This window comes from Micromonospora yongxingensis (assembly GCF_052601155.1).
Genome location: NZ_JBQXEO010000033.1, coordinates 55,384 through 76,347 on the forward strand (window position 1 = coordinate 55,384; position 20,964 = coordinate 76,347).

The window sequence follows — 20,964 nt, forward strand, 5'->3', positions numbered from 1 at the left end:
GTGCGGTCCTTCGCGGTGATCCTCGGTCCCGCCGCGCGCCGAGGGCTGTCCCGCCTGATGCCGGTGGCCCATCTGCTCCGCGCCGCGGGCGCCCGCCTACGGGTCGAATACACGCAGACAGCCGAGCAGGCCCGGCAGCGCGCCATGGCGGCGGTGCACTCCGGTGAGGTCGTCGTGGCCGCCGGGGGTGACGGCACCATCCGGCTGCTCGCCGGCGTGGTCGCCGACACCGGCGGTCTGCTCGGCGTCATTCCCGCCGGTCGCGGCAACGACTTCGCCCGGCAGCTCGGGTTGCCGCACTCCCCCGAGGCGGTCGCCGAGCTGCTGCTGCACGGCCAGCCACGGCATCTCGACGTGCTCCAGGTCGCGGGGCGGACCATCGTCGGCAGCGTCTACGTCGGTGTCGACGCGGCGGCCAACGAACTGGCCAACCGTTCACGTCTGCCCGCCGCGCTGGTGTATCCCACCGCCGGGCTGCGGGCGCTGCTGCGCTGGCCGCGCACCCGGTACACCATCACCGTGGACGGCCGGACGGAGCAGAGGCATGCCTACACGGTGGTCGTCGCCAACTGCGGGTACTACGGCGGCGGCCTGTGGGTCGCCCCGGCGGCGCAGCCCGACGACGGGACCCTGGACGTCGTGGTGATCGGGCACCGGCCGAAGGCGCTGTTCCCGATGGCGCTGCGGCAGATGCGCACCGGTCGGCACGTACGCCGCGGGCACGTCTTCTCCTACCGGGGTACGTCGGTCACCGTCGGCGCCGACCGCACGATGACCGTGTACGGCGACGGCGATCCCGTGGGCCGGACCGCCGAGGTACACGTGGGCATCCGCCCGCGGGCGCTGCGGGTCATCGCGGGCTAGTCCGGTCGCAGGTAGCCGTCGACCAACAGGGCCAGCTCCCGGTCGAACCGGGCCACCGGCACGTCGTCGGCCACCGTGCGGACGGACAACACGAAGGACTGCGTGGTCAGAAAGACCGCGCGGGCCATGAGCTCGGGCTCGCCCGGCCGGATCGAGCGGTCCTCGTGACCGCCGGCCAGCGCCGCCGCGAGGAACTGGAGCATCTCGTCCTGGCCGTTGCCGCGCCGGTCGAGAAGGTACGGGAGCAGCACCTCCGGATCGACGTCGCGGATCTTGCACAGCAGCGGATGGTCCCGTAGCTCCCGTGCCACCGCCACCACGCGCGACACCAGGCGGGACCGAGCCGTGCCACCCGTCTCGGTGTCCGCGGCGGCCATCAACACCTGATGCCACTCCCGGTTCATCAGGTCGCCGATCAGGGACTGCACGTCCGGCCAGCGCCGGTAGACGGTCATCCGCGACACGCCGGCGCGGCGCGCCACGTCCGTCATCGTCGTGCGGCGTACGCCGTAGGCCAGTACGCAGTCCCGGGCGGCGTCGAGAACCGCGTCGTCGACACTGCGCTCGCCGGACTGGCTCACCTCCACCACGCGGACTGTCTATCACAGGGGCGGTGCGACTCCGCCGCAGATGTGTCCCCGACGGCCACCCGGGCCGTCCGTGGGTCATGACGGCCGGCCGCCGAACGCCCAGTTGTGCACCTCGATCTCGGCGTACCCGTCCGCGGTCAGGACCGCGCGCGCCCCGGCCGGGTCCGGCGCCCGGAGCAACGCCGCCGTACCCAGCCAGGTGGCACCGTCGTCGGACAGCAGCGGGCCGTACGCGATCAGCTCGTCCCGGGCGGGTGGCACGGCGAGATCGACGGCCTGTCCCGCGCCGAGACCGAGCACCAGGTACCGGTTGCCGTCGGTCCGGCCTCCGGCGAAGTCCCACATGGTGCGGCCCAGCGTGTTGCGCCAGCGGCGCAGCAGCACGTCCCGGTACACGCCGGCCTGGTAGTTGGGCTCGTCGAAGGCGAACGCGCGGGCGGCCGCCGGATCGGGCAGGTCGACGATGTGCAGGCTGCCGGTGGGCGTGCCACCGTCGTCGGCGAAGGTTGGGCCACGCGCGATCATCTCCGCCGCGTACCGGTCCATGTACGACCAGTGCTCTTGCAGCAGTTCGTCGCGCAGTGCCACGGAACCGTGCCGGTCGCGGTGGTAGCAGAGGAACTCCATGCTCCCAGTCTCGACGTGTGCCGGCCGTCGATGGAGGCCGGCTCCGCCGCGGCAGCTCAGCGCATTGCGGCACCGGTACGAGGTTCGGGGGCTTCGATGTCCTGCAGGTGGCGCAGACCCTCCGCCCAGGAGCGTCCCAGACTGGTCTCGTGGTAGCCGATCTCGTGCTCGGCGCAGAACCGCTGGATCAGTGGCCGGGCGCGGCGCAGGTTGGGGCACGGCATGCTCGGGAAGAGGTGGTGTTCGATCTGGTAGTTCAGGCCACCCAGTACGGCGTCGAGGAACCACCCACCCCGGACGTTGCGGGAGGTGAGCACCTGCCGGCGCAGGTAGTCGAGGTCGTCGTCGGTGCCGAGGATCGGCATGCCCTTGTGGTTGGGGGCGAAGGAGCAGCCGAGGTAGAGGCCCAGCAGGCCCTGGTTGACGACGATGAACGCGATCGCCTGTGCGGGGCTCAGGACCAGGAACACGGCGGCGAGGTAGCCGCCCAGGTGCAGGGCCAGCAGCCCGGCTTCGACGGGTCGACGCGCGAGGCGACGTGGGCTGAGGACGGCCCGCAGGCTGATGGCGTGCAGGTGCAGGCCCTCCAGCAGGAGCAGCGGGAAGAAGAGATACGCCTGGTGGCGGACGAACAGGGCGCCCAGGCCGCGCCGTCGCCGGGCCTGTTCGGTGGTGAACGACAAGGGCGCCACGGTGATGTCCGGGTCCTTGCCCTCGGTGTTCGGGTGGGCGTGGTGCCGGTTGTGCTTGTCCACCCACCACCCGTAGCTGATCCCGGTGAGCAGGTTGCCGTGCACGACGCCGATCAGGTCGTTCACCCGGCGCGAGCGGGCGATCTGCCGGTGGCCGGCGTCGTGGCCGACGAACCCCGCCTGCGCGATGACCACCGCGAGGGCGACCGCCACGGCGAGTTGCCACCACGACTCGCCCAGTTGGACGAAGACGACCCACAGGCCGGCGAAGGAGCCGACGACGAGGCCGATCCGCAGCGCGTAGTAGGCCGGTCGCCGCTCGAGCAGACCCGCCGCGCGGATCTGTCGGGACAGGTCGGCGTAGTCGCTGCCCCGCTGGCGGTCGGTGCCGAGACTGGTGTCGCTCACGATGCAGCTCCCGCTGGTCCCTGGCCGCCGGGTCTCTCGGCGGCGTCGGCTCGACCAGCCGGTCAGGCGGGCCATGAGCTGTGAAGCCTGTGCTGCGTGCTGGATTGGGGCCGCCTCGCGGCGGCCCGCCGCCTCAGATTACGCCGCGAATGGGCGGTTGGCAGGGCACTGGATCCGTTGCCCCATCGTCTTCGCTTCCGACCGGCTGATTTCTGGCGCCGACGCTACATGCCTGACTAAAGTCAGCTATATGAGACCTGAGCTGGTCGCCGCGGTGCGGCGCTTCAACCGGACGGTGACGCAGCGGGTGGGGGCACTCGACGACGAGTACATGGCCTCCGGACGCCCCCTCGCGCAGGCGCGGCTGCTGTGGGAGATCAGCCCCGCCGGCGCCGAGGTCGCCGCGCTGCGGGCCCGCCTCGGTCTGGACTCCGGTTACCTCAGCCGACTGCTGCGCGCCCTGGAGAACGACGGGCTCGTCACCGTCGCACCGGCCGACCAGGTCGGCGGCGACGCGCGGGTACGGGTCGCCGCACTCACCGAAGCCGGCCGGGCGGAGTGGGCCGAACTGGACGAGCGCTCCGACGAGTTCGCCTCGTCGATCCTCACGCCACTGAGCGAACAGGGCCGCGAACAGCTCGTCGAGGCGATGGCCCAGGTCGAGCGGCTGCTCATCGCGTCGATGGTCGTCATCGAGCCCTGCCCGCCGGGCGACCCCCGCGCCCGGGCGTGCGTACGCGCCTACGCGCGGGACATCGCCCGGCGGTTCGACGGTGGATTCGATCCGGCGCTGAGCAAGCCCGTCCACGACGAGGAACTCGTCCCGCCCGCCGGCGTGTTCCTCCTCGCCACCCTCAACTCCGAGCCCGTCGGCTGCGGCGCGGTCAAACTCCACGCCGACGCACCCGCCGAGATCAAGCGGGTCTGGGTGACCGACACCGTACGCGGGCTCGGCATCGGCCGGCGGATGCTGCGTGACCTGGAGCGGTACGCCCACGAACGGGGCTGGACCACCGTCCGGCTGGACACGAACCGGAGCCTCACCGAGGCGATCGCGATGTACCGCTCGACCGGTTACCGGGAGATCGAGCCGTACAACGACGAGCACTTCGCGCACCACTGGTTCGAGAAGGACCTCACCGCCGGCTCGGGTGCTGCATGAGCCGTGCCGGAGCGTGAAGGAGTCAGGGTGGGCGGTGGCGTCAGCGTGCGGCGCCACCCGGTCGGCCCGGGCCGCTCCCGGGGCGCCGGTGACCGACGCGTGGAGCCCGTACCACCGGGGAACTGCCGGACCCGGGGCGGAAGTCCCGCGCCGCGCTGGCCACCATGTCGTCGGGGTCGCGCTCCAGGGCCCGCCGGATGTGCGCCGGGACGACCTCGGACTTGGCCATCGCCACTCGGACCTGCACCGAGCGGTCGTCGACGAGCCGCTCCAGATCCGCCTCGTCCAACTCGAGCGCACGGACCAGTGCGACACGGACGTCGACCACCGGGTCCTGGGCAAGGGCGCTGCGCTGCTCGGCGGTGGTCCGCGGGTTGCGGGCGACCCCCTTGCGGACACGGACGGTGCGGTCGGCCAGCAGGGCGGTGATCACGTCGGGCTCGTGGGTGTGGCTGGCGAGTCGTTCCCGTACCTCGGGTGACACGTCGTCGACCAGCCTGGCGGCCAGGTCGGGCTCCAGATCCCGCATCTCGGCCAGGAGACCGCGAAGCTCCTTGTCGGGTGCCTCCGACATCACCCGGCGCACGGACTCGTCGCAAGCCGGGTTGCTGGCGACCGCCCAGCGAACCCACCGGTCGGCGTCCTTGACGAGACGCAGGAGGTTGGCGACCGAGGTCGAGGGGTTCTTCGCCACGGCCTCCCGGACGTGACGGTCAGGGTCCCGGGTCAGCGGCCGCAGTGCCTGCGCCGGTGCGTCGGTCCGGGACGCGACCGCCTTGCGGACCGCCGGCGACGGGTCGGACGACAGGTCGAAGAGGGTCATCTGTGGCGTCGCCGGATCCTGCGCGAGGGCGAGCCGTGCGTCGGCCCCGCCACCGATCTCCCGGTAGGCGGTGGAACCTGACCCGTTGTGACGGTCGGGCCCGCCGACGTCCTGCTGCTTTCCCATGGGCGCAATCATGTCACGGGCTGGCGTGGGCACCGCGAGCCTGACCAGCGGTGGCACCGCCCGAGGGTCGGTCAGCCGGTGAAGGCGCCGCCGCCTCGATCCCTGTGACAGCTCCGCCAGGTGACGCCCGCCACACAGGGCCCGGTGTCACAGAATCTGGTGAACCGGTGTCTGCTGAGCGACGGTCGCGATCGAGGAGACAGGAGCCAGCCATGGCCAGCCACATTCCGGACGCCGGGAGCGCGGCCATGAGCGCCGATCGCCCTCAGGAACCCACCGAAGCGTTCGTCACCCACCGCAACCTGCTCTTCACCGTCGCCTACGAGATGCTCGGCTCGGCCGCCGACGCTGAGGACGTCCTCCAGGAGACCTGGCTGAGGTGGGCGGACGTCGACCTCGACACGGTGCGGGACCAGCGCGCCTACCTGGTACGGATCGTCACCCGCCAGTCCCTCAACCGGCTGCGGACGCTCGGCCGCCGCAAGGAGTCCTACGTCGGCTCCTGGCTGCCCGAGCCGCTGTTGACCACGCCCGATGTCGCCGACGACGTCGAGTTGGCCGAGAACGTGTCGATGGCGATGCTGCTGGTGCTGGAGACGCTCGCCCCGACCGAGCGGGCGGTGTTCGTGTTGCGCGAGGTGTTCGACCTGTCCTACGACGAGATCGCCGAAGCGGTCGACAAGAGCCCGGCGGCGGTCCGCCAGATCGCCCGGCGGGCACGGGTCCACGTCGCGGCGCGCCGGCCGCGTGCGGCCGTTTCCCCAGCCGAGACCCGACGTGCGCTGGAGGCGTTCCAGCGGGCGGTGCAGACCGGCGACATGCAGGGCCTGCTGGACATCCTCGCGCCGGACGTCGTGCTCCTGGGTGACGGCGGTGGTGTCAAACAGGCGATCCTGCGGCCCGTCGCGGGGGCCGACAAGGTGGCCCGACTGCTGGCCACCCGGCAGGTCAGGATCGCGGCCATGTCGATACAGCCGGCCCAGGTCAACGGCTACCCGGCACTGGTCCTCCGGCTCGACGGCGAGATCGACACCGTCCTGGCGCTGCGCATGGACGACGGCCTCATCACCGGCCTCTACGCCGTGCGCAACCCCGCGAAGCTGTCGCACATGCGGTGCGCGACCAGCCTGCGCCGCTGAGTAGCCCGGGCTGAGCCGGCAAGAGCCGATCGGGCCCGGGCGGTCCGTCGACAGTGGATGCCACGGGTACGATGCCGGTCATACCGCAGCAATGATCCACACCGATCACCCTCCTCGATGGGAGCCTGGCATGGCCGGCCCGGATTCCGAACTCGCCGCGAAACTCCAGCCCGAGGTGCCGCACGCGGCACGGATCTGGAACTACTGGATGGGCGGCAAGGACAACTTCCAGTCCGACCGGGCAGCCGGTGACGGTGTCGCCGAGGTCTACCCGGAGATCGTCGTCATGGCGCAGCAGTCCCGCCGGTTCCTGGTGCGGGCCGTACGCTTCCTGGCCGCCGAGGCGGGCATCCGCCAGTTCCTGGACATCGGCACCGGCCTGCCCACCATGCAGAACACCCACGCGGTCGCCCAGGAGATCGCGCCCGAGTCGCGCATCGTCTACGTGGACAACGACCCGATGGTGCTCGTGCACGCCCGGGCGCTGCTGGCCAACACGACGTCCCAGGGCGTCACCAACTACGTGCCCGCCGACTACCACGACCCGGAGAAGATCCTCACCGCGGCGGCGGAGACGTTGGACTTCCGCCAGCCCATCGCCGTCATGTACATGGGCGTGATGGGCTACGAGCCTGACCTGGACGTCGTGCGCTCGATCGTCCACCAGACGATGAACGCCACCACATCCGGCAGCCACCTCGTGCTGTGGGACGGCACCGACACCAGCCCGGCGGTGGTGTCCGGTGCGGCGCGGCTGGCGGAGAGCGGAGGCGTTCCGTACATCCTGCGCAGCCCGCAGGATCTGGCCAGCTGCTTCGAAGGGCTGACGATGGTGGAGCCCGGGCTGGTGCCGATCCCGCTGTGGCGTCCCGACGAGCCCGACGCGCAGGGGATCGACGCGTACGGCGCGGTGGCCCGCAAGCCCTGATCCGCCCCGTACCGGCACCTCACGACCTCGCTGCTCACCGCGGACCCTCAGCTCGGGTCCCGACGGACGACCATCGGCATGTCCGATCGCCCTTCGGGTAGGTGGAAGGCACCGAGACGAGGTGAGGTGGACGATGGCCGGTTCGTGGTTGTTGGGCTCCGGGGTCGGCACGCCAGGAGAGCGCCCGACGGCGGTGCTGGTGGCGGTGCGTCAGGAGGACGAGTCGGGCGACAGCGGGCCCGGCACGGACACCTCGCTGGCCGAGCTGCGCCGGTTGGCCGACACCGATGGTCTGACGGTCGCCGACGCGGTGGTACAGAACCGCAGCCGGCCCGATTCCGCCACCTATGTCGGCTCTGGGAAGGTCGACGAGCTGGCCGAGCTGGCCGAACGCGCACGCGCGGACGTGGTGATCGCCGACGGCGAGCTCTCTCCCGGGCAGGTGCGCAACCTGGAGGAGCGGGTCGGGGTCCGGGTCGTCGACCGCACCGCGCTGATCCTCGACATCTTCGCCGAGCACGCGCGTACCAGCGAGGGTCGGGTGCAGGTGGAGCTGGCGCAGATCGCGTACCAGTTGCCCCGGTTGCGGGGCGACGGCCGGGGGATGTCCCGCGTTGGTGGCGGCCGGATGGCCGGCGGCGCCGGGATGGGTGTGCGTGGTCCCGGTGAGATGCGGTTGGAGACCCAGCGACGGACGCTGCGCCAGCGGGCCACCCGGCTGCGGCGCAGCGCCTCCGAGCTGGCGCGGAGGCGCGAGCGGACCCGAGGTCGACGGGCCCGCAACCAGGTGCCCTCGGTGTCGATCACCGGCTACACCAACGCCGGCAAGTCGGCCCTGCTCAACCGGCTCACCGGCGCGGACGCGCAGGTGCAGGACGTGCTGTTCGCCACCCTGGACCCGACCGTGCGCCGGATCAGCACCGGCCAGCTCACCTACACGGTCGTCGACACCGTCGGCTTCGTCCGTCACCTGCCCCACCAACTGGTGGACGCGTTCCGCTCGACGCTGGAGGAGGTGACCCGTAGCGACCTGACGATGCACGTGGTCGACGCGTCCGCCCCGGACGCCCTCGACCAGATCACCACCGTCCACGGGGTGCTGCACGAGATCGGCGCCGGCGAGGTTCCCGAGCTGCTGGTGCTCAACAAGATCGACGTAGCGCCGCGGGAGTCGGTGCTCGCGCTGCAACGCGTCTACCCGGACGCGGTCGCGGTCTCGGCGCTGACCGGTGCCGGCATCGACGACCTGCGGGCCGTGCTGGCGGCCCGCTTGACGGCCCGGTGATCCGCGTCCGGCCCGTCGACGTCTGCTGAATACCTAACTCGGGCAATCGTCACTTTGAGGGTATTTCCGCCCGCCCTCGAACTACCGTGATGAGCGGAGGTGGGTTCATGACGAGACCGGAACAGCAGCAACAGCCGCCGGGGCGCACCAACGCCATGGACCCCCACCCTGACCACGGCGAGAAGTCCTACCGCGGCTCGGGACGGTTGGCCGACAAGGCGGCGGTCATCACCGGAGCGGACAGCGGCATCGGACGGGCGGTGGCCATCGCGTACGCCCGCGAGGGCGCCGACGTCCTGATCAGCTACCTCGACGAGGACGACGACGCGCGCGAGACGGCCCGCTGGGTGGAGCAGGCGGGCCGTCGGAGCGTCCTGATGCCGGGCGACGTGGCCGACCCGGCGCACTGCCGGGCGATCATCGACCGGGCGGTGCAGGAGTTCGGGCGCGTCGACGTGCTGGTCAACAACGCCGCCTTCCAGATGACCCACGAAACGCTGGAGGAGATCCCCGACGAGGAGTGGGACCGCACCGTCGCGATCAACATCAGTGCCTTCTTCCATCTGGCCAAGGCGGCCGTACCGCACATGCGCCCCGGCGCCTCGATCATCGGCACCACGTCGGTCAACTCCGACAGCCCCAACCCCCAACTGCTGCCGTACGACGCCACCAAGGCCGGTATCGCCAACATGGCCGCCGCCCTGGCGCAGTTGCTGGCGGCCAGAGGCATCCGCGCCAACAGCGTCGCGCCCGGGCCCGTGTGGACACCCCTCATACCGAGCACGATGCCGCCGGAACAGGTGAAGAGCTTCGGCACACAGGTGCCGCTGGGGCGGGCGGCCCAACCGGCGGAACTGGCCCCGGTGTACGTCATGCTCGCCTCCGACGAGGCCAGCTACGTCTCCGGCGCCCGCATCGCCGTCACCGGCGGACGCCCGATCCTCTGAGCCGGCGGCGGAGTCCGCCGCCCCGGGCGCCAGGTCGCGACGAGGGCGGCTGCGAGGAGGAGTTCGGCGATGTCACCGCCGTAGTACATGATCTCCGCGCCGCCCTGGACCTGACGGATCGGGGCGTGGATGTCGATCCAGAACCCGCCGTACATCAGCTGTGAGACGACGGAGTGGCCGGCGATGGCGCAGCCGAGATAGACGAGGCGGGTCGGGACCCCCGGCCGCGCGGGTGCGGGGTCCGGCCCGGCGATGACGTAGGCGAACAGGCAGCCGGAGAGCAGGAAGTGCGCGTGCAGCAGCCAGTGCAGGGCGGAGTCCGTCGAGATGGCGTTGTACAGCGGGGTGAAGTAGAGCGGCGCGAGGCTGCCGGTGGACAGCAGCAGGGCCGTCGCCGGATGGGCCAGCAGCCTCACCGGTCGGCTGTGCAGGACGGCGGTCACCTGCCGGCCACGGCGCGGGGCAACGGTGCGCAGCAGCAGCGTGACCGGGGCGCCCAGGACGAGGGCGAGCGGGGCGTACATGCCGATGAGCATGTGCTGTGCCATGTGGCCGCGGAAGTCGGTGTGGGCGAGGGACGCGATCGGCGGCAGGAGCGCGGTCGCCAGCAGGGTGAGCCCCGTGATGAAGCTGGCCGTCCTCCACGAGCTCCAGCCCTGCACGGGGTTACGGCGGCGAGCCCGGTGGGCGAGCTGCAGATAGATCTCGGCGCACACGAGTAGGGCCAGAGCGGGCAGGAGCAGTTGAACGGCACCGCTTCCCGCTCCGTGCTCGTGCGGAGAAATCACGAGCTGGTCCATCAGGGGCGCCGTCCACGCTCCCGCGTGGTGGCGGTCTCGGGATCGAAGGCCCGTCCGCTGCGCTGGAGAAGGTATCCGCCGGCGAGCAGCAGTGCGCCCAGGGCAAGGAAGCCGAGATCCCACCACAGCTGGTCGGGGCCGCCGTGCACGTGGTGGATGCCCAGGATGTGATGGTCCAGCACGCCTTCGACGAGATTGAACAGACCCCAACCGGCCAGCACCCAGCCCCACAGCACCCGCGACGTCCACACCCGACGGCGGTGATGGGTGACCCGGGAGTAGAGGATCGCCAGGCCCACCAGCACCGAGAGCCAGCAGACGGTGTGGAAGACGCCGTCCCACACCGTGTTCATCTCCAGCCCGGGAACGGTCCCGGGGTCGTAGTACGCCACTCCGACGTTGTCCGTGTTCGTGCTGCTGAGCAGGTGGTGCCACTGCAGGAGCTGGTGCAGCAGGATGCCGTCGACGAACCCGCCGAGGCCCACTCCCAGCACGACTCCCGGCAACCGGACCGTCCCCGGCAAGTCACCGGCGCGGGCCTCACCTACGACCGCCATGTCTCTCTCTCCATCGCCTCGGTGCTGTGTTCTCCGCCGGTTCCCTCAGAGCGCTGCCGAAAACACGTTCACGTAGGTGGGGCACCAACCACTCTGGACCGGTCCCGCTCGCCGCCGTCCGACGTTTCGTCCCCCGGGTGGTAGGGCACTCCCTCGGAGATGTCTGTGAAGGGAGCGATGATGCCAGCGCGCGAGGACATGCCCAGCACCCTGAAGCGGTCGCCGAAGAAGGCGCAGGAGACGTACGTCAAGGCGCACGATTCGGCGGTCGACTCCTACGGCGAGGGCGAGCGTGCCCACCGGACGGCGTTCTCGGCCGTCAAGCACTCCTTCGAGAAGGTGGGCGACCACTGGGAACCCAAGTCCGGCGGCAGGAAGGGCCCGAGCGACAAGAAGGCAGCCGGCGGGCGCGGATCGGCGGGCAGAACGGCCGGCGGGGTGGATGCCAACGCCAGCAAGCAACACCTGATGGATGTGGCGAAGAGACTCAACATCCGCGGCCGGTCGAAGATGAACAAGGCCGACCTGGTCGACGCCATCCAGAAGGCGAACGGCAGCAGCACCCGCAAGGCGGGCCGCAGCTAGCTCCCCCGGCGGGACGGCCGTTCAGTCGGCGACCACGAGGGCCTGCGGAGCGGACTGTTTCATCCTGGTACGCAGCCACTTCAGCTGCATCGCCGTCTCGGCCTCACACCGCTTGACGACGGCCAGCAGGGCCTCGTCGCGAGCGCCGTAGGCGGCCTGGCCGACGACGGTCCAGGCGATGTCGCACTCGGCGGCCATCAGGTACAGGTCCTGCAGATCACGCAGGAGGCCGATGCCGCCGGTGCGGGTGCCGGAGAACAGTTGCGAGTGCAGTCGGTCGGGTTCGTCGGGGGCGTCCTCGGAGTAGCGGACGGCGAACGGGTGCAGCTGTTCGGCGTGTGCGTCGCAGCGCTTCGCCTGCTGCTGGCAGAGGTGGTGGACGTCGGGTTCCTCGGCGTGCGCGTCGGCGACCTGCCGGAACGCGTCGGCCAGGTTGACCTGCGCCCGGTGCAGCAGGCCGAGGTAGTGGGCGAGATTCACGGCTCATTCCTTCCCGCTGGTGGCCTCGGCCGATGGCCCACCGACGGTTGTCGGCACCCCGGCTCCGGGAAGCGGGGAGCTGCCGCCCACCGTCGGCGCCGGCGCCGCCAAGCCGCCGCTGTCGGCGAGTTTCGTCACCGCGACGGCGGCGACCTTGAAGAGGGGCTGCTTGGAGACCGGGTCCCAGGCGGTGATGGTCAGCTCGTTGGCGGCGCGGGGAGTGCGACCGGTCGGATCCTGGTCGAAGTAGCCGTAGTGGAACGGCACGAAGACGATGCCCGGACGGATGCCGCTGATCCGCGCCCTGGCCTGGATGCCACCACGTGCGGAGGCGATGCCGACGAGGTCGCCCTCGGCGATGCCGAGCCGCTCGGCGTCGTCCGGGTTGAGTTCCACCCAGACGTCGGGGGCGGCCGTGTTGAGCTGTGGTGCGCGGCCGGTCTTGGTGCGGGTGTGGAACTGGTAGACGGTCCGGCCGGTGGTGAGCAGCATCGGGTGGTCCTCGTCGGGCACCTCCGGGGAGGGCTGGTAGTCGACGGAGTGCAGGAACGCACGCCCCTTCGGCTCCTTCGCGCGGTATTCCGGCTCGGTGAACTCGGCGCCCGTGGCCAGGTCCTGACCGTAGGTCTCGCAATAGTCCGGGTCGGTGGGAAAGACCCCGTCGGTGTAGAGGCGCTCGGTGCCGTCGGGGTGCTCGTCGGTGCAGGGCCACTGGATGCCGGAGCCACCACGCAGCTTGGCGTAGGTGATGCCGGTGTAGTCGCAGGGCCGGCCACGGCTGCACTCCTTCCACGCCTCGAACACCTCCTCCGGCCCGGTCCACGGGATCAGCGGCTGCCCGTCGCGGTCGCGGAAGTCCATCCGGCGGGCGTAGTCGAGGAAGATGTCCAGGTCGGGCTTCGCCTCGCCGGGTGGGTCGACGGCCTTGTCGGAGATGTGCACGGTGCGGTCGACGCTGGTGAACGTGCCCGTCTTCTCCCCCCAGGTGGCGCCGGGCAGCACCACGTCGGCCAGCTCGGCGGTCTCGGTCAGGAAGAGGTCCTGCACGACGACGAACAGCTCCGGTTGCTGGAGGATCCGGCGGATGCGCGAAAGGTCGGGCAGCGACACGGCCGGGTTGGTGGCGCTGATCCAGAGCAGCTTGATCGAACCCTGCTCGGCGTACCGGAAGAGCTGCATGGCGTGCGTCGGCGGCGCCCAGTGCGGGATCGTGTCGACCTCGACGTTCCAGAGCCGGGCCAGTTCTTCGATGTGCGCGGTGTTCTCCCAGTTGCGCAGACCGGGCAGGTCACCGTCGGCGCCGGTCTCGCGGGTGTTCTGCGCCGTCGGCTGACCGTTCATCTGGTAGATCCCGGCACCGGGACGGCCGATCATGCCCCGGATCAGATGCAGGTTGTTGACGCCGCAGGCGGCGGCGGTGGCCTGGTTGGACTGGTAGAAGCCCTGGAGCACCGTCGACAGCAGCCGCCGCGAGGTGCCGAGCAGCTCGGCGGCCCGCTCCACGTCGGCGGCCGGCACGTCACAGATGTCGGCGACCCGGTCGGGCGGGTAGCCGTCGACGGTGCGGCACAGCTCCTCGAAGCCGAGGGTGTGTGCCTCGACGTAGTCGCGGTCGTACCAGCCGCGCCGGATGATCTCGCGGAGCAGGCCGTTCATCAGGGCCATGTTGGTGCCGTTGCGCACGGCCAGGTGCAGGTCGGCCTCCCGCGCGACCGGGGTGGCCCGCGGGTCCACGGCGAGCATCGCCGGCGGGTTCGGGCCGCGCCGCCGGTCCAGCATCCGCATCCACAGCACCGTCTGGGTCTCGGCGACGTTGTGCCCCCACAGCGCGATCGCGTCGCAGTGGTCCACGTCGGTGTACGAGCCAGGCTGCCCGTCGGCGCCGAAACTCGCCTTCAGCGCCGCCGCCGCCGTCGCCGTGCACAGCCGCGTGTTCCCGTCCATGTGGGGAGTGCCCAACCCGGCCTTACCGATCACGCCGAGGGTGTAGTACTCCTCCAGGAACAACTGGCCGGTCGTGTAGAAGCCGAAGTGACCCCACCCGCCCGGACCGTCCAGCAACTCCTTCGACCGGGCGACGATCCGACCCATCGCGGTGTCCCAGTCCGTCTCGACCAGACGGTCACCCTCGCGCACCAGCGGACGGGTCAGCCGGTCGGGGCTGTTGTTGGCCTGCCAGCCGTACAGGTCCTTCGGGTCGACCCGCCCTCGGTTGATCCGGTCCACCGCCCGGCCCCGCACCCCGACGATCCGGCCGTCGGCGACCGCGATGTCCATCGCGTCGCCGTTGGAGTGCAGCACCGACGCCGACTGCACCCACCGGTCCACGTCCGCGTCACCTCGCCCGCCGTCGAGGAACCGGTCCACCCGCACCGGCCACTCCTCGCCCGGGCCGTACGGGGTCCGCTCGCCCCACGGGTCGGCGATCCGGTCAACCACGAGGACCTCCTTCGGCCGCAGCCGGCTCTCCCGCCCTCGCTCTCGCGCCACCCTCGGCTCATCGCCCATGGGAAGACGATCCCAGCCACCGGCGGTGACCGTGGGCCACTGGTCGAAACGAGTGACCGGTGATCCCGGCACCTACTCCTCCGGGACGCCCGGACCAACCTCGCCGCGCCTCAGGTGCTCGGCGTTGCGGTCGGCTTCACTGTCGGCGTTCGCGGCTCCCGCGCCCGGGTCCGTCGTCTGACGCCCCTCGGCGTCCTGGTACAACTCGCCGCGCTCGAGCGCTCTCTCCTGCTGCCGGCTCTGCTCAGGTGTGGTCACGACTGTCCGTCTACCCTGCGGGCCCGCGACGCAAACGGTCCGGTAATGGGCAGGTGGGCGAGGACCGGGGCGCCACGCCGCTCAAGATCCAGATGCCCTGCCGGCCAGGTCAGGGTAATGTCGTGGTCAGGGTCAAGACATGCGCCCAGGGTTTTCCCGACCGAGTTCGTCTCGCTGGAGACCCACCCAAGCCGCCGATGGCTGCCGGAGGTGTCATGTCAACTGCCCGCCCCGTCGCCGCGCGACCTCGCATCGCTGCCAGCGACCCCATCATGTCCCTCTCACTGAGCACCACCGGATCCGCCAGGTGGATCACCGTCTGCGGCGAGGTCGACATGAGCAACGCACATCTGCTCGTCGAGCTCGTCGAGCACCTGGTCGACCTACAGCCGTCCCGCCTCGTCCTGGACCTGTCCGAGGTGACCTTCTTCGGCGCGCACGGGGTCAGTGCGCTGCTCCAGGCGCAGAGCACCGCCACTCGTGGCGGCGTCCCCCTGACGCTCACGCCACCCTCCCCGTGCGTGGCGTACATCCTCGCGGTGACCGACGCCCTCGGTGAGTTCGAGGTTCCGCCGAACGACGGGGTCGACCAGCGACATGCCCATGAACGCCGCGAGCCGGCCGGCGCTCTCGCCCGAATCAGAGCGGGCATCGCCTGAACCGCCCCTCAACGCAGAACGGCTGCCCGCTTCACACGGAGACGTCATGATCGAAAACCTTCCCATCCGTCACCGCCAGCCCCTGACGGCACCCGCACCAACGCCGATCATGTCGCTGGCGCTCGGCGACCTCCCGGATGAGGGTGGCCGGGCGAGACTGATAGCGGTCGCCGGCGAGATCGACATGAGCAACACCCACCTCCTCGTCGCGTTCGTGAACCTGGCCACCGAGCACCAACCAACCCAGGTGATGCTGGACCTCTCGGGGGTCACCTTCTTCGGCGCCGACGGCGTACGGGTTCTGCAGAAGGCCGAGGATCTGGTCACCAGAACCGGCGGGCGGCTCACGATCCGCGACATGACACCCGGCGTCCGTTTCGTCCTCGCGGCGACCGGGCTCGGCACCCGATTCCTCGAAGCCGCGTCGACCCCGGCAACCACACCAGTCCGGCAGTCCTCGCCGCCCGCCGCCGGCCCCAGTGTCCCGGCGGCCCGTCGCCACAGGCAGCAGGCAGGGGGCCGGTCACGCGGGCCGCGGCTCGTATGCCACCGAACGCGAACACTGCGCTGATTCGTCGCCACACGGCGACTGAAACCGGGCGGCCGGGGATCCCGGGCAGGAACAGCCATAGAACGGGGTCGTCCAACGCGCTCACGGGCAGGGAACCGTTTGTGCGCGGTCGACCCGGGAACGCGTCGGGTGGAGTGGCGCGTGGAGCCGCCCGCGCCACGGCACCACGGGGAGGCCGACATGGGCGACCGGGAACAGCTGCACGATCTTCGCCAGCAGGCACACGACGCGGGCATCGAGGGCAACTCCAAGATGACCGAGCAGCAGCTGCGTGACGCGCTGCGAAGAGTCGGCAAGGGCGAAAAGCCGCAGATGGCCAAGAACCAGGCCAGGCGCTGACAGCGCGGAACGGTGCCGGCACCCGTGGTGGTGCCGGCACCGTTCGCGATCTCAGCTGATCGTGGCCAGCAGGTCCCGGCATGCCTTCTCGCACGCCCGGCAGGATTCGGCGCAGATCCGGCAGTGCTCGTGCATGTCGGCGTGGCGGGCACACTCGTCCCCGCACGCCTTGCAGGTCGTGGCGCACGCTTCCAGGAGGCTGCGGCTGATGTTGGCGTCGTAACCGGTGTGCCGGGACAGCACCCGCGCCGTCGTCGTGCAGATGTCCGCGCAGTCCAGGTCCGTCCGGATGCACTTGGTCAGTTCCGCGACCATGTCCTCGCTGAGACAGGCGTCGGCGCACGCGGTGCAGGCCTGGGCGCAGTCGTTGAGCGCGTCGATGGCCGCCGCGAGCTTCGCCCGGTCCAGATTGATCGACTTCGGGTACGTGTCCAGCATCGGCTTGGTGGTGCTCGGCATCAGGGAGTCCCCTCTCTCGGTCCCTGCCGCCGTACCCGAACGCTCCTGACACACACTTCGCCGGGACCGACGACGGGCCTCCGCCCCATGTCGCGGCAACCTGCGCGTGCGCTCAGTCCGGCAGCAGCCGCCGGAGCACTCCCTTGCCGGTCGCTCCCATCCGGTACGACTGGACGAGGTACGAGCCGCAGGCGATGTTCGCACCGGCCAGCACCGGCACCACGTACTGGGCCAGTCGCTGCCTCCGCTGCCAGGCGGCGATCTCGGACGGCGTCTCCGGCGTCGGCAGGGTCGCGTCGCGTACGTCCACCTTGTCACCGCGTTGGTGGGCCTCCTCGGCGAGATGCCCGATCCTGCTGCCGCAGTAGGCGGAGTAGGCGGTGGCCGCGGCTCCCGCGACGGCGAGGCCGGCTTTCAGTGCCCCGACCGTCCCGAAGCCCTTCTGCAGGGCCATGCGTCGCCCACCCACGCGGGCCAGTTGCGCGCCGGCGATCAGGGTGGCACCGATGCCGAGCCACTGGACCGGGCCGAACCGGCCCCACGCCGACTCGGCGACCCGGATGCGGTCGATGCCATCGCGCAGATCGCTGCCCGACTTGTTCACTCCGGCGACGCCCATCACCGTGCCCCCGAACCAGAGGGCGGAGCCGATGTCGTGCACCGCCTGGGCGACGGCGTGGTTGTCTGTGGCGGTCATCTGCATTCCGGGCTCCTCGACGGGCAGTAGTTTGGCGGTTTTGCTTCGCTTTAGTCCGATTCAAGCACCTCCACCGTCTTCACACTCGCGGATGACGCCGCCAGGAAGGCCGCGGCAGCCGGGTCACCCGGCTCATGTCCCGCCCTGTCACGGAGGCGTGCCCACCACCCGCCTGCACACCTCCGCAACGGTGGCCCTGATGGGCCAGAGGGGACCCGCAGGGGCCAACGGGTCGGGTAGGTACCGCGCAAGGCACCCCTACGACCGCAACACGTAGACGGAGGACGGCATGTTCCGCCACGACCCACACCTGCAGTTCCAAGCCAAGCCCGAGAAGCCCGATGCCCTGTTCGCCATGAAGCTGCAGGAGATCCTCGGCGGCCAGTTCGGTGAGATGACCGTGATGATGCAGTACCTGTGGCAGGGGTGGACCTGCCGTGTTCCCGGTAAGTACAAGGACATGATCATGGATATCGGGACCGAGGAGATCGGTCACGTCGAGATGCTGACCACGATGCTGGCCCGGCTGCTGGAAGGTGCGCCCGCCGAGACCACGGAGAAGGCGGTCGCCGCGAACCCGGTGCTCGCCGCGGTGATCGGCGGCATGAACCCGCAGCACGCCATCGTCGGCGGCGGCGGCCCGCTGCCCCGCGACAGCCAGGGCGTGCCGTGGAACGCCGGCTACATCGTCGCCAGCGGAAACCTCCTCGCCGACTTCCGCTCCAACGTCGCCGCCGAGGCGCAGAGCCGTCTGCAGACGAGCCGGGTCATGAACATGACCGACGACCCCGGCGTGAAGGAGATGCTGCGGTTCAACCTGGCCCGCGACACCTACCACCAGCAGCAGTGGCTGCTCGGCATCGAACAGCTGATCGAGGACGGCTTCGCCGACCACGGCATCGAGAACTCCAACTTCGACGAGGAGAACAAGGACCACAACCACACCTTCTGGAGCTTCGGCGTCGGCAGCCAGGCCTGTGAGGGGCGCTGGGCGCAGGGGCCGAGCCTCATCGGCGGACCGGACCTCGACTGTCTCGCCGAACCGGCGCCACTGACCGACGACACCGCTCTGCCCCCGCCCCCGGACCCGAAGCTCTACGCCACGTACGACGGCTCCCGCGGCCCGGGCAAGCCGGGCGACGCCGCCGGAGCCCACGCCCAGGGGGTCACCAACGTCGTCAAGAAGGTCAAGGACGCCCTCGACTGACCGGGCGGCCCGGCCCGATCGGTGGCCCTGGTGGTGGGTCGATGGTCGGCGGTGGTGGTCGTGACTCGTCGTCTGACTGGCTTCGCGCCCTCGGACGTGTCCGTCCGCTGCTGCCGACCCCGACCCGCCCGGCATCGCTGGCGTCCTCACCGATCTGGGCGTGGCGGGACGGCGGCCGACGTACCGTGACGACAAGCCCATGCCGCGGCGGACCCACGGCGGCGCGGCTACCTGTTCCCAGCCTGTTGGCCTGCCAACCACCCGAGGGAGATCCCTGTGCCAGGTCAGGCGACGTCGCCCGGGTACGGGGTGCGCACGCACGCCGTCGCCGGGGCGCCGTTGCTCTGCGACGCGCGGGAGCAGGGCCTCACCGGTGACGGCACGACCAACGACCAGCCGGCGCTCGCCGCGCTCGTCGATCGGCTCGGCGACGCGTTCGCCGCCGACGGGCGCGCCCGGGTGATCTACTGCCCGCCCGGGGTGTACGCCATCCGCGACGCCGGCACGGTCTGGCGTAGCGGGGTGTCCCTGACGGGTGCGGGGCCGGGTGCCACCCGATTCATCCTGAGCAACGAGGGTGACCGCTCCACGCCGGTGCCGCTGGCCTTCCACACCGCTCAACTCCACGGAGCGAGTCCGGACCGGAACCTGGCCTACTGCACGTTCGCCGACTTCGAGATCGACGGATCGGGGGTGGCGTCGGCGGAGTACAACCCCCTGTCCAAGGGTCTGGGATTGCAGTACGTGACCGGGGGGCTGTTCCGGAACCTGTTCATCCACCACACCGCCGCCACGGGTTTCGGCTGCGACTTCCTCCAGGACACGCTGGTCCAGGCGATCCGGGTGCTGGAGTGCGGCCGGATGGACAACGGCCTGGAGATGGGTGGCGCCGGCATCGGCATCGGCATCGGCGGTTGGGGGCCGGTGGAGCGACTGACCATCGCCAACTGCATTGCGGTCGGCAACGCGACCAACGGGATCTTCCTGGAGATGCAACACACCGACCGGCCTCAACCACGCGGCATCCGGATCATGGGCTGTCACACGGAGGGAAACAGGTTCGGCATCTCCGACTGGGGTGCCGACGGGCTCATCGTCACCGGTTGCACCATGACCGCGAACCTGGAGGCCGGTTTCCAGGTGTCGGCGAAGGGCACCACCGGCGTCCCCGGCGAGGGTGGTTTGCTGACCGACTGCGTCATCGACGGCAACCTGCGCGACGGCGTGAGCATCGGCAACACCCGAGGCCCCTACACGGTGCGGGGCAACCGGATCACCGGCAACGGCCGCTACGGCTACCACCACCAGGACCTTGGCGACACCGGTCAGGGGCCGGCCGAGGAGATCGTGCTCGAGAGCAACGACATCTGGGGCAACAGCCTCGACGGGATCCGCTTCGACCGGCCGCTGCGGGACACCGTGGTCATCAACAACCGGATCCGCAACAACGGCCGCCAGTGCGCTCCCGCCGCGGAGGGAAGCGGCGAGTCGGTCCGCTACAGCCAGAACACCGTCGTCGACCGGCAGGCGGCCTGGCCGGCCGACGGCCATCGCGGAAAGATCGTCCGGGTCGGCCACCGGTACGCCGTCGTGGCGGCCAACGACGCCAACACCCTCACCCTCGCTCCGCTGCGCCCCGGCGGTACCAGCGGTTGGAGCGCCGACACGCCGCTGCCGGGAACGCCGTACGAGCTGCCGGCCGCGCCGGACGGGCGTGCCGGTATCACCGTCAACGCCGACGCCGACTCGGTCACCATCCGGGGCAACCTGATCCGGGACAGCGGCTCGGGCACCCAGACGTACGGGATCTGGATCACCGAGCGGGGCAGCTGCGTCAACTGCCGCGTCGTCGAGAACGACCTCGACGGCAACGCCACGGCCATCCAGACCGACACCCCGGGCGTGGGCGGCTACTGGAGCGGCAACCACGGCAACGACTGACAGCGTGGCCCGTGCCCGAGTCAGCAGTCGTAGTAGAGGGTGAACTCGTGTGGGGTCGGGCGCAGGCGCACCGGGTCGACCTCGTTGGCCCGCTTCCAGTCCACCCAGGTGGAGATGAGGTCCGGGCCGAAGACGCCGCCGTCGAGCAGGTAGTCGTGGTCGACGGCGAGCGCGTCCAGGGCCTCGGCGAGGGAACCGGGGACCTGCTTGACGTCGCCCCACTCCTCCGGGGGGAGGTCGTAGAGGTCCTTGTCGATCGTCGTCGGGGGCTCGATTTTGCTCTTGATGCCGTCGAGGCCGGCCATCATCATC

Annotated in this window: 23 protein-coding genes and 1 pseudogene; 12 read left to right on the forward strand and 12 right to left on the reverse strand. The window is 70.6% G+C overall.

Annotated elements, in window-relative coordinates; genetic code table 11:
• Positions 1 to 864 carry a diacylglycerol/lipid kinase family protein gene (locus ACTWLT_RS28615; protein ID WP_445321039.1) on the forward strand — a complete coding sequence of 288 codons (864 nt, stop codon included), beginning with the start codon at positions 1 to 3 and terminating at the stop codon, positions 862 to 864.
• On the opposite strand, the gene ACTWLT_RS28620 is transcribed toward ACTWLT_RS28615, so the two are convergent.
• The 3 genes from ACTWLT_RS28620 to ACTWLT_RS28630 all read right to left on the reverse strand — a co-directional run bounded on the left by ACTWLT_RS28620 (position 861) and on the right by ACTWLT_RS28630 (position 3,184).
• A complete protein-coding gene (locus ACTWLT_RS28620; RefSeq protein WP_445321040.1) occupies positions 861 to 1,454 on the reverse strand; it encodes a TetR/AcrR family transcriptional regulator in 594 nt (197 codons plus the stop codon). The two genes, ACTWLT_RS28615 and ACTWLT_RS28620, sit on opposite strands and share 4 nt — an antisense overlap.
• 75 nt (positions 1,455 to 1,529) lie before the next feature.
• Positions 1,530 to 2,081: a YciI family protein gene (locus ACTWLT_RS28625; protein WP_445321041.1), complete on the reverse strand. Its 552-nt coding sequence runs from the start codon at positions 2,079 to 2,081 to the stop codon at positions 1,530 to 1,532.
• Positions 2,082 to 2,137: 56 nt separating this feature from the next.
• Entirely contained in the window at positions 2,138 to 3,184 is a 1,047-nt protein-coding gene (locus ACTWLT_RS28630; RefSeq protein ID WP_445321056.1) for a fatty acid desaturase family protein, read from the reverse strand.
• 247 nt (positions 3,185 to 3,431) lie between these two features.
• Between ACTWLT_RS28630 and ACTWLT_RS28635 the strand changes: the two genes are divergently transcribed.
• Positions 3,432 to 4,343: a GNAT family N-acetyltransferase gene (locus tag ACTWLT_RS28635; RefSeq protein ID WP_445321042.1), complete on the forward strand. Its 912-nt coding sequence runs from the start codon at positions 3,432 to 3,434 to the stop codon at positions 4,341 to 4,343.
• Between the two features lie 40 nt (positions 4,344 to 4,383).
• Here ACTWLT_RS28635 and ACTWLT_RS28640 read toward each other — a convergent pair whose 3' ends face one another.
• Positions 4,384 to 5,292, reverse strand: a complete 909-nt coding sequence (locus ACTWLT_RS28640) for a DUF2336 domain-containing protein (protein ID WP_252415109.1) — start codon at positions 5,290 to 5,292, stop codon at positions 4,384 to 4,386.
• A gap of 248 nt (positions 5,293 to 5,540) precedes the next feature.
• Between ACTWLT_RS28640 and ACTWLT_RS28645 the strand changes: the two genes are divergently transcribed.
• The 4 genes from ACTWLT_RS28645 to ACTWLT_RS28660 all read left to right on the forward strand — a co-directional run bounded on the left by ACTWLT_RS28645 (position 5,541) and on the right by ACTWLT_RS28660 (position 9,591).
• Positions 5,541 to 6,431, forward strand: coding sequence for an RNA polymerase sigma-70 factor (locus ACTWLT_RS28645; RefSeq protein ID WP_445321057.1), 891 nt, complete (start codon positions 5,541 to 5,543; stop codon positions 6,429 to 6,431).
• 130 nt (positions 6,432 to 6,561) lie between these two features.
• Positions 6,562 to 7,359 carry an SAM-dependent methyltransferase gene (locus ACTWLT_RS28650; protein WP_252415106.1) on the forward strand — a complete coding sequence of 266 codons (798 nt, stop codon included), beginning with the start codon at positions 6,562 to 6,564 and terminating at the stop codon, positions 7,357 to 7,359.
• A gap of 133 nt (positions 7,360 to 7,492) precedes the next feature.
• Positions 7,493 to 8,644, forward strand: coding sequence for a GTPase HflX (gene hflX, locus ACTWLT_RS28655; protein WP_445321043.1), 1,152 nt, complete (start codon positions 7,493 to 7,495; stop codon positions 8,642 to 8,644).
• A 107-nt stretch (positions 8,645 to 8,751) separates the two neighbouring features.
• The gene (locus tag ACTWLT_RS28660) at positions 8,752 to 9,591 is read left to right on the forward strand and encodes an SDR family oxidoreductase (RefSeq protein ID WP_445321044.1); all 840 of its coding nucleotides are present in this window, start codon (positions 8,752 to 8,754) and stop codon (positions 9,589 to 9,591) included.
• Here ACTWLT_RS28660 and ACTWLT_RS28665 read toward each other — a convergent pair.
• Both ACTWLT_RS28665 and ACTWLT_RS28670 read right to left on the reverse strand, forming a co-directional pair.
• Positions 9,540 to 10,379, reverse strand: a complete 840-nt coding sequence (locus ACTWLT_RS28665; RefSeq protein ID WP_445321045.1) for a cytochrome c oxidase assembly protein — start codon at positions 10,377 to 10,379, stop codon at positions 9,540 to 9,542. The genes ACTWLT_RS28660 and ACTWLT_RS28665 overlap by 52 nt on opposite strands.
• An 11-nt stretch (positions 10,380 to 10,390) precedes the next feature.
• Positions 10,391 to 10,948, reverse strand: coding sequence for a DUF2243 domain-containing protein (locus ACTWLT_RS28670; RefSeq protein ID WP_445321046.1), 558 nt, complete (start codon positions 10,946 to 10,948; stop codon positions 10,391 to 10,393).
• A gap of 180 nt (positions 10,949 to 11,128) precedes the next feature.
• Between ACTWLT_RS28670 and ACTWLT_RS28675 the strand changes: the two genes are divergently transcribed.
• Entirely contained in the window at positions 11,129 to 11,533 is a 405-nt protein-coding gene (locus ACTWLT_RS28675; protein WP_445321047.1) for a ChaB family protein, read from the forward strand.
• A gap of 21 nt (positions 11,534 to 11,554) precedes the next feature.
• Here ACTWLT_RS28675 and ACTWLT_RS28680 read toward each other — a convergent pair whose 3' ends face one another.
• From ACTWLT_RS28680 to ACTWLT_RS28690, 3 genes are all read right to left on the reverse strand, one after another.
• Entirely contained in the window at positions 11,555 to 12,013 is a 459-nt protein-coding gene (locus ACTWLT_RS28680; protein WP_252415100.1) for a hypothetical protein, read from the reverse strand.
• 3 nt (positions 12,014 to 12,016) lie between these two features.
• Positions 12,017 to 14,452, reverse strand: coding sequence for a molybdopterin oxidoreductase family protein (locus ACTWLT_RS28685; RefSeq protein ID WP_445321048.1), 2,436 nt, complete (start codon positions 14,450 to 14,452; stop codon positions 12,017 to 12,019).
• A 141-nt stretch (positions 14,453 to 14,593) separates the two neighbouring features.
• Positions 14,594 to 14,779: a ribonuclease gene (locus ACTWLT_RS28690; RefSeq protein WP_252415098.1), complete on the reverse strand. Its 186-nt coding sequence runs from the start codon at positions 14,777 to 14,779 to the stop codon at positions 14,594 to 14,596.
• Positions 14,780 to 15,051: 272 nt separating this feature from the next.
• Here ACTWLT_RS28690 and ACTWLT_RS28695 point away from each other — a divergent pair, with 272 nt between their 5' ends.
• The 3 genes from ACTWLT_RS28695 (at position 15,052) to ACTWLT_RS28705 (ending at position 16,348) form a co-directional block, all read left to right on the forward strand.
• Positions 15,052 to 15,438, forward strand: coding sequence for an STAS domain-containing protein (locus ACTWLT_RS28695; RefSeq protein ID WP_445321049.1), 387 nt, complete (start codon positions 15,052 to 15,054; stop codon positions 15,436 to 15,438).
• A 109-nt stretch (positions 15,439 to 15,547) separates the two neighbouring features.
• The gene (locus tag ACTWLT_RS28700; RefSeq protein ID WP_445321050.1) at positions 15,548 to 16,009 is read left to right on the forward strand and encodes an STAS domain-containing protein; all 462 of its coding nucleotides are present in this window, start codon (positions 15,548 to 15,550) and stop codon (positions 16,007 to 16,009) included.
• Between the two features lie 180 nt (positions 16,010 to 16,189).
• Entirely contained in the window at positions 16,190 to 16,348 is a 159-nt protein-coding gene (locus tag ACTWLT_RS28705; protein ID WP_445321051.1) for a hypothetical protein, read from the forward strand.
• 51 nt (positions 16,349 to 16,399) lie between these two features.
• Here ACTWLT_RS28705 and ACTWLT_RS28710 read toward each other — a convergent pair whose 3' ends face one another.
• A complete protein-coding gene (locus ACTWLT_RS28710) occupies positions 16,400 to 16,807 on the reverse strand; it encodes a four-helix bundle copper-binding protein (RefSeq protein ID WP_445321052.1) in 408 nt (135 codons plus the stop codon).
• A gap of 112 nt (positions 16,808 to 16,919) precedes the next feature.
• On the reverse strand, positions 16,920 to 17,504 hold the full coding sequence (locus tag ACTWLT_RS28715) for a hypothetical protein (RefSeq protein ID WP_445321053.1): 585 nt from the start codon (positions 17,502 to 17,504) through the stop codon (positions 16,920 to 16,922).
• A 289-nt stretch (positions 17,505 to 17,793) separates the two neighbouring features.
• Here ACTWLT_RS28715 and ACTWLT_RS28720 point away from each other — a divergent pair, with 289 nt between their 5' ends.
• Both ACTWLT_RS28720 and ACTWLT_RS28725 read left to right on the forward strand, forming a co-directional pair.
• Positions 17,794 to 18,711 carry a manganese catalase gene (locus tag ACTWLT_RS28720; RefSeq protein ID WP_445321054.1) on the forward strand — a complete coding sequence of 306 codons (918 nt, stop codon included), beginning with the start codon at positions 17,794 to 17,796 and terminating at the stop codon, positions 18,709 to 18,711.
• A 276-nt stretch (positions 18,712 to 18,987) separates the two neighbouring features.
• Positions 18,988 to 20,652: a right-handed parallel beta-helix repeat-containing protein gene (locus tag ACTWLT_RS28725; protein WP_445321055.1), complete on the forward strand. Its 1,665-nt coding sequence runs from the start codon at positions 18,988 to 18,990 to the stop codon at positions 20,650 to 20,652.
• Between the two features lie 20 nt (positions 20,653 to 20,672).
• Here the strand turns inward: ACTWLT_RS28725 and ACTWLT_RS28730 are convergent.
• Positions 20,673 to 20,964 (reverse strand): annotated as a pseudogene (locus tag ACTWLT_RS28730) (type I glutamate--ammonia ligase); the annotation flags it as partial.

What these genes read in the sequence shown, in the direction of transcription:
- ACTWLT_RS28625 (WP_445321041.1), bottom strand. Translation starts at nt 2,081, where the DNA reads ATGGAGTTCCTCTGCTACCACCGCGACCGGCACGGTTCCGTGGCACTG.
- ACTWLT_RS28635 (WP_445321042.1), top strand. Translation starts at nt 3,432, where the DNA reads ATGAGACCTGAGCTGGTCGCCGCGGTGCGGCGCTTCAACCGGACGGTG.
- ACTWLT_RS28640 (WP_252415109.1), bottom strand. Translation starts at nt 5,292, where the DNA reads ATGGGAAAGCAGCAGGACGTCGGCGGGCCCGACCGTCACAACGGGTCA.
- ACTWLT_RS28645 (WP_445321057.1), top strand. Translation starts at nt 5,541, where the DNA reads ATGAGCGCCGATCGCCCTCAGGAACCCACCGAAGCGTTCGTCACCCAC.
- ACTWLT_RS28650 (WP_252415106.1), top strand. Translation starts at nt 6,562, where the DNA reads ATGGCCGGCCCGGATTCCGAACTCGCCGCGAAACTCCAGCCCGAGGTG.
- hflX (WP_445321043.1), top strand. Translation starts at nt 7,493, where the DNA reads ATGGCCGGTTCGTGGTTGTTGGGCTCCGGGGTCGGCACGCCAGGAGAG.
- ACTWLT_RS28660 (WP_445321044.1), top strand. Translation starts at nt 8,752, where the DNA reads ATGACGAGACCGGAACAGCAGCAACAGCCGCCGGGGCGCACCAACGCC.
- ACTWLT_RS28670 (WP_445321046.1), bottom strand. Translation starts at nt 10,948, where the DNA reads ATGGCGGTCGTAGGTGAGGCCCGCGCCGGTGACTTGCCGGGGACGGTC.
- ACTWLT_RS28675 (WP_445321047.1), top strand. Translation starts at nt 11,129, where the DNA reads ATGCCAGCGCGCGAGGACATGCCCAGCACCCTGAAGCGGTCGCCGAAG.
- ACTWLT_RS28695 (WP_445321049.1), top strand. Translation starts at nt 15,052, where the DNA reads ATGTCCCTCTCACTGAGCACCACCGGATCCGCCAGGTGGATCACCGTC.
- ACTWLT_RS28700 (WP_445321050.1), top strand. Translation starts at nt 15,548, where the DNA reads ATGTCGCTGGCGCTCGGCGACCTCCCGGATGAGGGTGGCCGGGCGAGA.
- ACTWLT_RS28705 (WP_445321051.1), top strand. Translation starts at nt 16,190, where the DNA reads ATGGGCGACCGGGAACAGCTGCACGATCTTCGCCAGCAGGCACACGAC.
- ACTWLT_RS28710 (WP_445321052.1), bottom strand. Translation starts at nt 16,807, where the DNA reads ATGCCGAGCACCACCAAGCCGATGCTGGACACGTACCCGAAGTCGATC.
- ACTWLT_RS28715 (WP_445321053.1), bottom strand. Translation starts at nt 17,504, where the DNA reads ATGACCGCCACAGACAACCACGCCGTCGCCCAGGCGGTGCACGACATC.
- ACTWLT_RS28720 (WP_445321054.1), top strand. Translation starts at nt 17,794, where the DNA reads ATGTTCCGCCACGACCCACACCTGCAGTTCCAAGCCAAGCCCGAGAAG.